Annotated in this window: 14 protein-coding genes and 1 pseudogene; 12 read left to right on the forward strand and 3 right to left on the reverse strand. The window is 41.5% G+C overall.

Annotation, left to right across the window (positions count from 1 at the left end; all coding sequences use genetic code 11):
- The first annotated feature begins 245 nt into the window (after positions 1-245).
- The 6 genes and pseudogenes from ACHA99_RS15620 (at position 246) to ACHA99_RS15645 (ending at position 6044) form a co-directional block, all read left to right on the forward strand.
- Positions 246-1373 (forward strand): hypothetical protein, encoded by a 1128-nt coding sequence (locus ACHA99_RS15620; protein WP_393943742.1) that lies wholly within the window; start codon positions 246-248, stop codon positions 1371-1373.
- Positions 1370-1834, forward strand: a complete 465-nt coding sequence (locus ACHA99_RS15625) for a three component ABC system middle component (RefSeq protein ID WP_006081630.1) — start codon at positions 1370-1372, stop codon at positions 1832-1834. The genes ACHA99_RS15620 and ACHA99_RS15625 overlap by 4 nt, the downstream gene beginning before the upstream one ends.
- On the forward strand, positions 1831-3852 hold the full coding sequence (locus ACHA99_RS15630) for a DUF3732 domain-containing protein (protein WP_393943744.1): 2022 nt from the start codon (positions 1831-1833) through the stop codon (positions 3850-3852). Before ACHA99_RS15625 ends, ACHA99_RS15630 begins: the two co-directional genes overlap by 4 nt.
- Positions 3853-4294: 442 nt before the next feature.
- Complete coding sequence (locus ACHA99_RS15635) at positions 4295-4675, forward strand: DUF952 domain-containing protein (RefSeq protein WP_393943746.1); 381 nt, start codon at positions 4295-4297, stop codon at positions 4673-4675.
- 777 nt (positions 4676-5452) lie between these two features.
- The gene (locus ACHA99_RS15640; protein WP_393943748.1) at positions 5453-5596 is read left to right on the forward strand and encodes a hypothetical protein; all 144 of its coding nucleotides are present in this window, start codon (positions 5453-5455) and stop codon (positions 5594-5596) included.
- Positions 5597-5624: 28 nt separating this feature from the next.
- Positions 5625-6044 (forward strand): annotated as a pseudogene (locus tag ACHA99_RS15645) (SMP-30/gluconolactonase/LRE family protein).
- A gap of 385 nt (positions 6045-6429) precedes the next feature.
- On the opposite strand, the gene ACHA99_RS15650 reads toward ACHA99_RS15645, so the two are convergent.
- Both ACHA99_RS15650 and ACHA99_RS15655 read right to left on the reverse strand, forming a co-directional pair.
- Positions 6430-7725, reverse strand: coding sequence for a tyrosine-type recombinase/integrase (locus ACHA99_RS15650; RefSeq protein WP_393943750.1), 1296 nt, complete (start codon positions 7723-7725; stop codon positions 6430-6432).
- 61 nt (positions 7726-7786) lie between these two features.
- On the reverse strand, positions 7787-8005 hold the full coding sequence (locus tag ACHA99_RS15655) for a hypothetical protein (RefSeq protein ID WP_105252484.1): 219 nt from the start codon (positions 8003-8005) through the stop codon (positions 7787-7789).
- Positions 8006-8184: 179 nt separating this feature from the next.
- On the opposite strand from ACHA99_RS15655, the gene ACHA99_RS15660 reads away from it, so the two are divergent.
- Positions 8185-9756 carry a DUF3369 domain-containing protein gene (locus ACHA99_RS15660; RefSeq protein ID WP_113940482.1) on the forward strand — a complete coding sequence of 524 codons (1572 nt, stop codon included), beginning with the start codon at positions 8185-8187 and terminating at the stop codon, positions 9754-9756.
- Between the two features lie 77 nt (positions 9757-9833).
- Here ACHA99_RS15660 and ACHA99_RS15665 read toward each other — a convergent pair whose 3' ends face one another.
- Positions 9834-10319 (reverse strand): hypothetical protein, encoded by a 486-nt coding sequence (locus ACHA99_RS15665; RefSeq protein ID WP_393943752.1) that lies wholly within the window; start codon positions 10317-10319, stop codon positions 9834-9836.
- 224 nt (positions 10320-10543) lie between these two features.
- Here ACHA99_RS15665 and ccoN point away from each other — a divergent pair, with 224 nt between their 5' ends.
- From ccoN to ACHA99_RS15690, 5 genes are all read left to right on the forward strand, one after another.
- The gene (gene ccoN, locus ACHA99_RS15670) at positions 10544-11980 is read left to right on the forward strand and encodes a cytochrome-c oxidase, cbb3-type subunit I (protein ID WP_028759964.1); all 1437 of its coding nucleotides are present in this window, start codon (positions 10544-10546) and stop codon (positions 11978-11980) included.
- A 13-nt stretch (positions 11981-11993) separates the two neighbouring features.
- Complete coding sequence (gene ccoO, locus ACHA99_RS15675) at positions 11994-12620, forward strand: cytochrome-c oxidase, cbb3-type subunit II (RefSeq protein ID WP_028759965.1); 627 nt, start codon at positions 11994-11996, stop codon at positions 12618-12620.
- An 11-nt stretch (positions 12621-12631) separates the two neighbouring features.
- Entirely contained in the window at positions 12632-12808 is a 177-nt protein-coding gene (locus ACHA99_RS15680; protein ID WP_028759966.1) for a CcoQ/FixQ family Cbb3-type cytochrome c oxidase assembly chaperone, read from the forward strand.
- Positions 12808-13776 carry a cytochrome-c oxidase, cbb3-type subunit III gene (gene ccoP, locus ACHA99_RS15685; protein ID WP_113940484.1) on the forward strand — a complete coding sequence of 323 codons (969 nt, stop codon included), beginning with the start codon at positions 12808-12810 and terminating at the stop codon, positions 13774-13776. The genes ACHA99_RS15680 and ccoP overlap by 1 nt, the downstream gene beginning before the upstream one ends.
- A 110-nt stretch (positions 13777-13886) precedes the next feature.
- A complete protein-coding gene (locus tag ACHA99_RS15690) occupies positions 13887-14366 on the forward strand; it encodes a FixH family protein (RefSeq protein ID WP_113940485.1) in 480 nt (159 codons plus the stop codon).
- Positions 14367-14369: the final 3 nt, after the last annotated feature.

Genomic DNA, 14369 nt, shown 5'->3' on the forward strand with positions numbered 1-14369 from the left:
ATTGCCAATCGACTTATTTTAAAGGTATCATACTGAAATGTTTGAATTTACACTCATTTTTGATAAAAGTTGAAACTGACAAAAAATGCTATTCCTGCTATAAAAGGTGCCTATTCAATCGAAAGTATTGTCAGTGAACAAAGTGTTATGCAGGAGGGTGCGTTTGTCTATATTTGACCTGAAGTGAACGTTAAATAGGTAACTGCCCAAACATTGTTTAAATACAAATAAAGGAACGGACTAGCATGAACGGAAGCCAACCCAAAAATGCTGCGCTAACAACCGCTTTAGCATTTCATTTCCAAGCTATGATTGGATTGGAAAAATGCTTTTCACTTGAAGATGGGCAGTCTGTTTGGTTTGAAAAAGACGGTGATGTTAGCTTGATTTCTCAAGACGTGTTGGCATCAACGCAAACCGAAGTGAAAGACTACGCCGCACCTCTGACTGACCACCATGAAAACCTTTGGAAGACGTTAAAGAATTGGCTAGCGCCAGAGTTTGACAGCTCTCTATACAGTATTTTGGTGCTTCACACCACTCAAGCATTTGGCGCAACTACTCGCCTAAAAGAGTGGAACACACAAAGTGCAGAACAGCGTCTACAAATATTAAAAGATATTTTTTCGGAACGTAGCGAAGCCCAATTAAATGCCAAAAAGCAATCAGATGTTATCAAACTACAAAAAGCGGTAATGGCAGCTGATGAGGTATTTCTTAAAAATGTACTTAGTAAAGTCACTTTATTTACTCTAGCTGACAACGCGCTGGAGCTAGAAATGCAGATACTTTCCAGGCCAGTAGGTATTCCCAAAAATAACCTTAAAAGTTATCTTCATGGGCTTATTGGCTTTGTGTACGCACAGGCAACTCAGCAATCTTGGAGCATCAAGTACCAAGATTTTTCAGCGAAGTGCGAAGAGTTAACAGCTCATCTGTGTAAAAAAGAGTTCACCTTCCCAGTATTTTCTGGCTACGAAGCCTCTGAGCTAGAGGTTGAACTGTACCTGGACAGACCTTTTGTGCACAAAATTATCGAAATTGAGCATCACGAAATGATTCCTGACGCTGTAGGTAATTGGCTTGAGTTACAAAACTCACTGATTGAACAACTGGATGAGTACCCACTCTATAGAGACAAAACAATTACTTACCAGAATCAGTTGGTAAAAAAATTTAAGCTTGCCTATTCCAGTGCGCAACTTGAGTCAACAAATGCAATTAAAAGTTCAAAATTGCTTTATAACAAAACCATAGGTGAACAGCCATTGAACATGGGAAATGATATCCCTCCTTTTGAATATAAAAATGGCTTAATTCACGATGCGATGGATGATGAAGAACGTGACTTAAAATGGGAGGTTGAGCCATGAGTAGCATTGTCGGCGCACTGTACGAGCTGAAGTACAACCCATTCGAGTATGGGGCGTATCTTGCGTCATTTTACACAGCATTAGTTGAATCAGAAAATAACCTGTTACTTGCTCCTTTGGTTATTCCGCTTTGCAGTCATCCTGTTTTTGGTAAAACAATTTCAGGGGCTGTATTTGGAAAGACAAAACAAAGTTCAATTTGGTCTATTTTCAATGACCGTACCAAGCTTTATGACCTACAAGAGCGAATTGATGGGTTTCAAGAGTTAACGGAGCAATGCATTCAATATTGCTTAATCAATGACTGGTTATCTATCAAAGAACAAAGTTTGTCCCTTCACGCATGTGATGAATCTGATTTTTCATTTACCAATAAAAAAAATGCAGAGAAGCTAGGGCGATTATTCAGTGGTCACTCAGTGGTCGAAATTTATGCCTTTCTAGGGGTGAAGCCGCAATGAAAACATTAATTCACGAAATAGGCGTTATTGATAAGCAAGGGAATAAGCATCCCGTTAATTTTAAAAAGGGGCTAAATGTTGTTACTGGTAAGTCATCGACGGGTAAAAGTGCCTTAATCGAAATCTTTGATTATTGCTTTGGCAGTGGCGAAAACACCATTCCAAAAGGAGTCATTACCACAAGCGCCGCTATTTATTATGTTGCCTTTTCAGTTAATGAACAGAGCATCGTGATTGCCCGTGATCCTGACAAAGCGAGTAAGGCTTTTTTTCGTCTTGTTGAGTCGTTCAATTCTGACGATATTGTTGGCGATTATTTTAACAGTAGCTATTTTCGCCCGTTAGATCAGTTTAAGAAGCATCTAAGAGACTTTTTCTTGGATATAGATGATGTAGATGAATCACTAGCAGCAAGAGCCAATCGTCGGAATAACGCTAAAGCTGCAACTCCTTCAATACGTAGCTTTTCATCATTTATGCTTCAACATCAAAATCTTGTAGCTAATAAACATGCGTTGTTTTACCGATTTGATGAAAAGGACAAGCGTGATCAAGCGATAGACCATACCAAGATATTCTTGGGCTTAGTTGACCAGAAATACTTTCACTTGTCACAAGAGAAAGAACGGTTGAGCGCTGATGTCAGACGATTGGAGCGTCAGAAAGAAACAAACAAACGTACCTCTGAAAGCTATAAACAAAACGTTGGCCCCGTTTTAAGCCAGCTTTATGCTTTGATGGGATTTAAAGACGAGCCGCTAACTTTGGAAAAGGTACTACGGCACCCACAGAGTGCCAAAGACCAACTTGATAGTATTATAGTGCCTGAACAAATTAATCATAATTCAGATGCTGCCACGCAACGCTACAACCAACTCAAGCTAGAACGTACCCAAAAGACTGCCGAGTTAAGAAAATTGCAGCGCCAAACAGCCTCAATTAACAAACATATTCAAGAAGAAGAACGTTTTGTTGATAACGTAAAACAGTTTAGCTCGCCAAAACATGTCCATATATCGACTTCAGTTTGCCCATTTTGCCATACTGAAAAAAATACATTACGAGAAAGCGCAGAAAAACTGCAGCAAGCCATTACTAAGGTTTCGGGCAACCTTGCGCAAGCTCGTCCTATGAAAGCAAAGTTTGAATCGTCCTTGGTTGACGTACAACGCAACATTGAGGTTTTTGATAAGGAGTTGACCGCGTTAAATCAACAAATAACGGAAATCGAGAAAACAGAAAAGCAGTTGGCAGAGCTAAAAAGTCTGTATGAAAGCATTTTGATGCAGAAAGCCAAGCTATTTATGCTTCTCGATACCCTCAACATGGCCGATGATGCTGAACTTGAAAAGCAAATAAAAGAGATCACCAAAAAAATTAAAGGTATCAATAAAGATCTTGAACAATATGATGTACAAAAAGGGCTAGAAAACGCTTCTGCAAAGGTAAATGAATATATGGCTGAAATCGGCAGCCATTTTGAATTTGAAGCCAGCTATAAGCCAATCAATCTTCACTTCTCATTCGAGACATTTGACCTCTACCACTTAACGCAAGAAAACGGAAAAATCCATTTAAGATCAATGGGAAGTGGTGCCAATTGGTTGTATTGCCACGTAACGCTCTTTTTAGCTTTACACAAATATTTTGCTGAGTTAGGTAATAAATGCGCTATACCATCAATACTATTTTTTGATCAGCCAACGCAAGTATATTTCCCTAACTTCAATCGCGATAACTCTGAATCCTTTGAAGACCAAAAAAGCCAAGAAACAGAGCAACGTAAGATATTAAAAGTGGAACAAAATATAGATGAAGACATTGAGGCTGTTGAAAACCTATTTAGTCAGCTCTCGATTTATTGCAATGAGGTTGAGCTGAGCAACGGATTTTGCCCACAAATCATCGTAACAGACCATGCAGATAATTTGACGTTATCAAACGGGGAATCGTTTGAGGCTTTGGTTAATGGCAACCGTTGGCGAACACGCGGTTTAATTAGTCCTATAGAAGTGTAAATGTATAACTGGGGAAAGAAAGGACAGGTACATCTTTTTCTGATTATTACCATCCTTAACTAGGCTTTCATTTTGCGATTTTTCACTACTAGTTAAGGATGGCCTTCATGATGGTTTACGATACTTTTTCTAATCAAAAATCAGTCAACTTAGACTGAATGCTCTAAGTAGTTTTTGTCCAAAAGTAGATTTTAGCCTTAAAACGGGCTTTGTTTCCTAATAGTGAAATCCAATGTTTTTCGGGTTTAAATCAAAATAATATTCTAATTATAGATAAACGACTGACGATGAAACAAGGGTTTTAAGCGCCATACTGGCGCTCAAAAAGCACTCTGTAGTTATTTGTGCTTTTAGGAAACAAAGCCCTTAAAACGTTTTGCCTCGAAGCTGTTAAACCAAGCCCTTTAAATGGGCATCTATAAAACAGATAGGAAGCGTTGATGTGAATCATTTGTATAGAGTTGTTCCTAAAGAAGATTGGGTTGAGGCTGAGCGTTGCGGGCGTGTCCCTCGATGCCAGGCAGATAAACGGCGGGGCAGAGTTCATCTGAACGAATTGAAGGATGTGGAGCTTGTAGCGAACCGATGGTTTTCTGTTGAGGAAGAGCCTGTCGTTCTTGAGATTGATGTTTCTGGAATGGCGAAATATCTGAGATGGGAGGAGAGGACTGAGGAGCCTTTGGGTACCTGGCCAAATCTATATGTTGAGGGCGTACCTGTTGAGAGTGTGGTTCGAGTTTTTGCGTTAGACGCAGGGCCAGATGACGAAGGTGCTATCTCGTTTCGGATAGGAAAAACTCTGTCTGAGGAGTCTGTATTCTAACTAAGCATTGGAGCGCACTCTCTGCGCGACGCTAAAATTCGCAACGCTCGGTATTTTTAGTTCAGGTAGAGCCTTGTGTTTACAGAGCAATAGTTTTAGGTTGAATGGTTATGTTGCTCACTACTTAACACGTCGTTTTTAAAGGTAAAAATGAACTTTTTTTATGAATTACTATATGTGCTGTCATTATCAAAACGCACTCAGTTAGCCCTGATTTTTGGTGTCGTTTTTCACTTTGTAATATTATTGATTGGCAAATACTACATCGCTGAAATTGAGTTCCAAGGAGTAATGAAGCCATTAGAAGATGCCATTGTTGGGAAGTTATTACATAGGTACGATAAGGTAGCGTTATTCGTTTTGGTTTCGTTCTGGATCTTGGCTTTTAAATGTTACCGTAAAGACCGCAAAAGACTATATAGCTTATAGTGATATTGCAGCCGAGACTTGTGAACTTACTGAACGTCCCCTATGTATTTATCGGTTGAACTCGCTTTAGGGTAGAGGGATTTTTTGACTGCCATGGACTGATATTAAAGCTGCTGAGATATTCAATTACGACTCAAAGTCTTCGAACCATTGCCATGCCGTACCGAGTAGGTTCATTTGGTCTGACGCAAAATGCAGAGCAACTGATTGTCGCGTTTGACCGTGATATAGCTTTATACCATTAAAAAAACAATTAAGTACAATGGCTTACTAGGCCAGAATCACACTTAACGAATTAGATTTAACGACGGCCGAGTCGACAGGCAAGGGCGCTTCTGGGCTGGCACTATGGTTGAAACTATCGTCGAAAATGGCCCTTATCAAAGTAGTGATGCGGCACTTTACTGCTTAGGTCATCAAAGCCAATGCTTAAAAGTGTTGTCGACTTGGCCGTCGTTAAATCTATTGCGAGAACATCAGCATTTCGAATAGGCTCTGCTGGAGTCCAGATGGGCTAACTATGTACCATGCAGACTCACCAACACATGAAATATTTCAATATGATTTTGATCCCAACACGGCATCAGTCAGCAATAAGCGTTCATTTGTCACAACAGAACAAATGATTTTCCCTGATGGTTCTGAAGTCGATGCCGCTGGATATATTTGGAACGCTCAATGAGGTGGCGGCCAAGTGGTGCGTTATTGTCCCAAAGGTCAAGTCGATCTTACACTGACATTACCCGTCACCAATCCAACCAGTATTGCCATCGGTGGGCCAAACATGGACTGGCTCATCATCATCACCAGCGCAAAGCATTCCTTAAGTGCTGAACAATTATCAAATGAGTCCCAGGCAGGCGATGTACATATTTATCAGTTAGTCGGCATAAACGGACTGCAAAGTCATTTAGCCGAAATTTCCAAGATATTTACTTGAACGCCATCAGTCTGCAATTGACCTATGAAGATTGTCAGTATTGATACCAGTCAAAATGAACGCGCTGCTACGTGAATAATAGAGGGATTTGCCAGCCAACACTCTAAAGAATTCACGTAGCGACGCGATACAAAAACTGCGTTTTCCATTTACCAGCAAATAGCAACAAACCATCATCTAGTCCCCAAGCAACAAACTTAGTTAATCGTACCAATACACAAATAAGAGCAGGTAAGATGGCCCAGAAAATTTCGGCGGAAAAAAAGCAAATCTCAGTCTGCCGCGAAATCTCATTCTGAGTGGCCACGAACAAATGTGTCGATGTACTAATTAACAGACACAGGTAATTTAACATAATATACATTGTGCGTAGCCATATGTCTAATCACTCTATACCTTTCAAATGATCGATTGGTTTGTTGAATGCACTTTCATGACGTTCAATTTGGCTTGTGTGCAAATATTGCGATGTAGTGTCGATACTTTCGTGGCCAGCATCGGCTTGTACATGGGATAACGGTCTGCGGTTGATGTTGATATCGTGCGTAATGCCAGTGTGACGAATATTGTGGGCAGTAAGTTTGCGCATCTGCGCCGCATCTTGTGTAAAACCATCGATTTCTATACGTTCTGCAGCCAGATTAATTATTTTTTGAATTTCGTCGCGAACATGACGAATGCCTAGATTGGCATTGAGGATACCAACATCTCGGCCGCGTCCAGCAGCTTTGTGCCGTACAAACAAAGGATGATTTTCGTTTGGTCCTGGATAATCCGTTAATCCTAAAAACTGACGATATTTGACTAACGCATCGAGCAAGGCTTTTGAAATCGCAACACTGCGTCTTTTACCACCTTTACTCAACGGAATATGAAAACTCCAGATGCCCGTTTGCTGATTACGTTTAAACTGGTTCATCACCGGCGAATAACCCGCACGTGCAGACACATCTGAAATGCGTAAATAACAGCAATAAATCAATGTAATGAGGAATAAACTTCTTTGATGTAACTCAGGAAATTCTTCTGCTAGCCCAGTAACGGTCGCCATAATATATGACCACTGTAATTCAGTGAATGCGAGACTATTTTCATCTTCATGAGTTTGACACTGATATTGCCTGTTTGCTGCAAATCGACTGTGATTAAGCCAGATTTGGGCAGGATTCCGCTCACAATATTCTTCACTTGTCAGGTACGAATAAAACGAAGACAAAATGGCCATTTTCGTTTTTAACGCATTATCGCTTAACACATAAGGCATGATTTGCCCGAGTTGTTTTTTGCCGACAAATGGTCGCCATTGCGAGTTTGGAACCCGTTCATCATGCAGTTTATCGTACTTAAACTGTGGCACATTAAAATAACCGATCAGTGCTATCGGCGGTGCTTGGCAATAATCAACGTAACGGCTCATGTCTTTGCGCGTAACTTGAATGGGAGACATTGAAACCACATCAAAACACCAATGCAGAAACGTGGTGAGTTCACTGCGATAAGCTTTATAGTTGTTTTCGTTATGCTTTTGCTCAAATAGCCAATCACTGGCATGCTCGATGACTAAGCCCGCATCAACCACCTTTTTCATGCTAATTTGGGTGATATATTGGTTAACAATACTATTGCCAACTTGTATGAATTCAAATGAGTCAAATAACGGGATTACTGGAGGAAGTTGCATATTACATCTGAATTATAAGAGTTTCTTGTATGATAATACTTAAACGTAAATGCCGATAATGTTATTTATCGGCATCAAGATATGTCAGATTTTTAGCGCAACTTGAAAATGAACATTGCTGACAAGTAATACGCTTTTTGCAACAGATCAAGCATAGCTGCCACACTTGCTGTTTCGATTGGCTATCTAAGCACGTGAAGTCAGATGCGCAGATGTGTCCATCATGTATCAGTTGTGCCAATTTATGCGCTGAAATTGATAAGTTAATTCGATTAGTCATGCCCTTTCCCTCCCTATCATTATTTGATAGTAACAGAATACACAAATGAGAATCGTTATCACAATGTAATTTAAGGAGTGCCACTCACCTCGCTATTTTATGCAAGATTTTGCACCGCTTTGAAATGTGTCTACTACACTGATTATGTGATCATTATTTTTACTTGAATGAGGTATCGGATGCTGATTGATCTTGCAAAGAAAAACCCTCTTTTTTCCGGTAAAAAGTCTACCGAGACAACAGAGTCTGGTATTCCTTGGAAGGTATTAGTGGTCGATGATGAACCTGATGTTCATACCGTCACTAAGCTTGCCCTCTCCCGCTTTAAACTTGATGGCCGTGCCCTCACCTTTATCAATGCTTATAGTGCCGAACAAGCAAAAGAATTACTCAATCAAGAACATGACATCGCCATTGCCTTTATTGATGTTGTCATGGAAAGTGACCATGCAGGGTTAGAACTAGTAAAGTGGATCCGTGAAGAATTACTGAATAAAACCACTCGATTGATCTTACGTACAGGCCAGCCAGGGCAAGCACCTGAAGAAGACGTTATCGTCAATTACGATATTAATGATTACAAAGCAAAAGCTGAACTGGATTCCCGTAAGCTGATGACCAGCGTCTACTCAGCCCTTCGCTCTTATCGCGATATCATGGAAATCGAGCAAGCAAGGCGCACCCAAATAAATCACCGTAAGGGCTTAGAAAGAGTACTAGAAGCCACCTCAGGATTATTTGAACTACGCACCCTGCATAAATTCGCCGATGGGCTACTGACTCAAGTGGCCACTCTACTTAATCTCGATTCAGAAACGCTACTGCTGACTTGTAATGCGATTGATGCGATTAGTGGTCATGTTGAACCTGTCAATATAGAAATCCTTGCTGGTACTGGCCAATTTGCTAATAAATCCCACATTACGCAACTACCTGAACATATTGATCGTCTACTGCGCAGTGCGCTCACCCAACAGCGGTGCCTTTATGAAGACAATTGCTTTATCGGTTACTTTCCCACCAAAGGCGGTTTAATCAATCTACTTTATATGGATGGTATTGATAGAATTGATGATCTTGATAAGAAACTCATTGATATTTTTGCCATCAACGTGGGCATAGCCTTTGAAAATTTGCTGCTCAATCAGGAGGTGGAAGATACACAATCAGAGCTTATTTTACGTTTAGGTGATGTTGTTGAAAGCCGCTCGAAAGAAGCTGCCAATCATGTGAAACGTATGGCGGAGTATTGTTCTCAATTAGCATTACTCGCCGGTTTAAGTGAATACGAAGCCGATTTACTGCGCCGTGCCTCACCAATGCATGACATTGGTAAAATTGCGATCCCCGATGCTGTCCTACTTAAACCCGGCAAATTAGATGACGAAGAATGGAAAGTTATGCGTCAGCACCCTATGATTGGCCATCAAATTCTTGCAAATTCTGAGAGACCAATACTAAAGGCCGCATCAATTATTGCACTGCAACATCATGAAAAATATGATGGTTCTGGTTATCCTGCAAATCTAAAACAAGACGAAATTCACATTTTCTCGCGGATTGTGGCAATCGCAGATGTGTTTGATGCCCTTTCCCATGCCCGCTGTTATAAAACAGCTTGGCCTTTAGAAGAGGTTTTAGCTGAAATGCGTAAAGGGGCGGCAACACACTTTGATCCTCACTTATTACAGCTCTTTATTGAAAATGTAGACATTTTTGTCAAAGTAAAAGAAAACTGGAAGGATCACTAATCTGTAATATGCCCAGTTGATGGTCTTGATGTTTAGAAAGCCATATCAAGCACTTTCAAAGATATATCAAGGCAGTTTTAACCATTGTCATCTGCGAGAAAATCAAAAACAGCCGTTTGAGTTTCACCATTAACGCTAAAACTAACAAAGCCACGCCAAACCATGTAGCCACTACTACAAGAACCGTAGACTAACTGACCGATATAAGTCATTTTGTCAGTTTGCTTCACATTTACAGGAATAACACCCATAAACATGTCTCTTCCTTCTAAGCGGATTTGCACATTAGAAATTGGCATGGAAGATAACAACTGTAATGTCAATGGCTTTTCGCTTGGTGCACTACCTGGTGACAAGCGAAAAGTGAGCTCAACATCCCCAACTTTTTTAACACAATCCCCCTTAGAAAATTGGCAAAGTGAAGGATCAAGACTGCTTTTAAGTGTGACTTGCTTTGCATCTTCCTTACAAGCTGTGAGATTGAAGCTAAATAATGCAATAAATAAATAGGGACTCAGACGAGTTAGCACAAAGATTAACCTTATGATGCAATATGTTAACATTCTATGGCGTAGGTTGATCTAGATCAACTTTCCACACCCCTTCTTTGGTATCTTTTTTGATATGGCTCAAGTATCATTGCGAAACCTCATATTTGAGCAAAAATATGCAGGGTAACGCATTGACATCACTCAGCAACCTTAATAGGGAGGCTGAGTTTTATGTCATTTATAACAGGTAAAGCTTGTCTTTACTAAAAGTAAAAGTAATAAGCAGTGGAAGCATTATGATGAACCATTCCCAGCCAACAGGCGCTGATTACAATTACGCCATTGTCCGCCAATTTGCCTTAACCACAGTTTTGTGGGGTATTGTTGGTATGTCAGTCGGCGTATTAATTGCGGCTCAGTTAATCTGGCCTCAGCTGAACTTTGACACTCCTTGGTTAACGTATAGTCGCTTGCGACCATTACACACCAATGCGGTGATCTTCGCGTTCGGTACATCAGCCCTTTTTGCAACATCCTATTATGTCGTACAACGCACCTGTCAAACCCGACTATTTGCACCTAAGTTAGCCGCATTTACGTTTTGGGGATGGCAAGCCATCATTCTGTCAGCAGCTATCTCTTTACCAATGGGTTTCACCCAAGGAAAAGAATACGCTGAATTAGAATGGCCTATCGATATCGCAATTACTATCGTTTGGGTGTCCTACGCTATCGTGTTCTTCGGTACTATTATCAAACGAACAACTTCGCATATTTATGTGGCGAACTGGTTCTTTGGTGCCTTTATTATTACCGTTGCCGTACTTCACATAGTTAACTCTATGGCAGTACCAGTCAGTCTGTTCAAGTCATACTCTCTGTATAGCGGCGCTGTCGATGCTATGGTGCAGTGGTGGTATGGTCACAACGCTGTAGGTTTCTTATTAACCGCAGGCTTCTTGGGGATGATGTATTACTTCGTACCTAAGCAAGCAGGTCGTCCTGTGTACTCTTACCGTCTTTCTATTGTCCACTTTTGGGCACTGATCGCACTGTATATCTGGGCTGGTCCTCACCACTTACATTACACAGCTTTACCTGACTGGACTCAGTCTTTAGGTATGGTGATGTCACTGATCCTATTCGCACCTTCTTGGGGCGGTATGATTAACGGTATCATGACCTTGTCTGGCGCTTGGCATAAACTGCGTACTGACCCTGTGTTACGTTTCTTAGTTGTTTCTCTGTCTTTCTACGGTATGTCTACCTTCGAAGGCCCTATGATGGCAATTAAGACAGTTAACGCATTATCACACTATACAGACTGGACTATCGGTCACGTTCACTCCGGCGCGCTAGGCTGGGTTGCAATGGTGTCAATCGGTTCTCTGTATCACTTGATCCCTGTATTGTTCGGTCACGGCCGTATGTACAGCATCAAGTTAATTAACGTCCATTTCTGGTTAGCGACTATTGGTACTGTACTTTACATCGTCTCTATGTGGATTTCAGGTGTAATGCAAGGTCTGATGTGGCGCGCAGTGAATGCTGACGGTACTTTGACTTACAGCTTTGTTGAAAGTCTGGAAGCTTCTTATCCTTTCTACTTTGTACGTTTCCTTGGCGGTTGTTTCTTCCTGACCGGTATGCTGATCATGGCATATAACGTGATCCGTACTGTGAAAGCCTCTAAAGATTCATTGCCAGCATTGGCTGAACCAACAGCGGCTTAAAGGAGCAAACTCGATGAAATTTAATCATGAGATAGTTGAAAAAAACATCGGTTTGTTAGCGATTTTTACCGTTATCGCTATCAGCTTCGGTAGTCTCGTTGAAATCACACCGTTGATTTTTCAAAAAGATACGACTGAGCCAGTTGAAGGTTTAAAGCCATACACTGCCCTGCAAATTGAAGGTCGTGACATCTATGTTCGTGAAGGTTGTTATAACTGTCACAGCCAGATGATCCGTCCTTTACGTGCAGAAACTGAACGTTATGGTCACTACTCTGTCGCGGGCGAATCAGTTTGGGATCATCCATTCCAATGGGGTTCTAAGCGTACGGGTCCTGATCTTGCACGTGTTGGCGGTCGTTATAGCGATAAATGGCATGAAGTTCACTTAATCGATCCTCGTGCTGTAGTTCCTCAATCGAATATGCCAGGGTTCCCATGGTTAGCCGAAAACAAGTTAGACGGCAAACTAACGGGTGACAAGATGACTATCCTACGTAACCTGCATAAAGGCGGTTACAAAGGTAATGATCTTTATACCGATGAAGAAATCGCAGGCGCACAGCAAGCTGTTGCGGGTAAGACAGAAATGGACGCCTTGATTGCATATCTTCAGTCTTTGGGTCACGCACTCAAATAAGGAGGCAATATATGGATTACGGCACATTACAAGGCATTTTAACCATCATTGTGATGCTGACCTTCGTCGGTATATTTGCTTGGGCATATAGCTCGCGTCGTCAAAAATCATTTGATGAAGCAGCTAACCTTGTGTTTTCCGATGAGGAAGTCAACAAGGTATCGAAGGACTCAGGAGAGAATAAGTGATGAGTAGCTTCTGGAGTGTTTGGATTACTGTACTCTCGTTAGTCGTGATCGCGGGTTGTTTTCTATTACTGCGTGTGTGTTCTAAGAACACCACTGACGTAAAAGAAGGCGAATCCATGGGTCACAGTTTCGACGGTATTGAAGAACTCAATAACCCACTGCCAAAATGGTGGAGTTATATGTTCTATATCACTATCGTGTTTGGCTTGATCTATTTGGCCTTATATCCTGGTTTAGGCAACTACAAAGGCCTATTAGGCTGGAGCAGTGCGAACCAAAGTATTGGTACTGAACAGGGGATTAAAGCCGATTCTGCTGCCGCGGTTGAGTTAGCCGCAAAAGAAGGTCGCTGGGTGCAATATGATCAGGAAGTGAAGCACGCCGATGACAAATATGGCCCAATCTTCGCGGCTTACTTGGCAACACCACTAGAAGAATTAGTGAAAAACCAAGAAGCGTTGAAAGTGGGTGGCCGTTTGTTCCTGCAAAACTGTGCTCAGTGCCATGGTTCTGATGCACGTGGTAGCAAAGGCTTCCCTAATCTTACCGATGGTGACTGGTTATATGGTGGTGAATTAGCCACGATTAAGACCACTATCATGGCAGGTCGTCATGGCATGATGCCACCCAAAGGTGGTTTGCCAATCGAAGATAGCGAGATTGCTGGTTTAGCTGAATACGTTGTTAAATTGTCTGGTCGTGAGCATGACGAGAAACTCGCTGCCCAAGGTCAAGGCTCATTCATGAAAGGTTGTTTCGCGTGTCATGGTATGGACGCTAAAGGCAACAAGTTTATGGGTGCTCCTAACTTAACTGACGATGTTTGGTTATATGGCGGTAGCCGTGGCATGATCGAAGAGACCATTAAACATGGTCGCGCAGGTGTGATGCCAGCGTGGAAAGACGTTCTCGGTGAAGAGAAAGTTCACGTCATTACAGCTTATGTTTATAGCTTGTCAAACAAGTAATTAGGTATAAGTAACACTAAGGCCTCGAAGACTTCGAGGCCTTTTTTTTAAAGTGCTAAAACCGTCTTTTAACGGTAAAATGGTGCAAATTTTTTGAATGGGTATCTGACATGAGCGAACAACAAGCCTGGTATAAGCAGTTCTGGCCTTGGTTTTTAATTATTCTTCCTTTATGTGCCGTCGTCGCAAGTTTTACCACGCTAAAAATTGCCCTTACGAACTCGGACTCTTTAGTCGCCGAGGATTACTACAAAGATGGCAAAGCCATTAATATGGACTTAAGTAAAGTGAAGTATGCCAAACAAATAGGCATGAATTTTTCACTCGATCAAGCCAATAATGAGATTTTACTGACGCAGCAAGGGGGACCTGCATATCAAGCCGCCTTGAAAGTCGAGTTCTATCATCCAACCATTGCCGACAGAGATATGAAACTCACTGCGACGGCCGATGCCAGCAATGTGTATCGCATTACCATCCCTACTACCCTAACCGGCCCTTGGGAAGTTCGCCTCGAAAGTTACGATGGTAAATGGCGAATTCACCAACGCGTTGAATTAAAAGATCACGTCCAACTTTGGCTGAATTGATTG

This window comes from Shewanella sp. S23-S33, from assembly GCF_043359565.1.
GTDB lineage: Bacteria > Pseudomonadota > Gammaproteobacteria > Enterobacterales > Shewanellaceae > Shewanella > Shewanella oncorhynchi.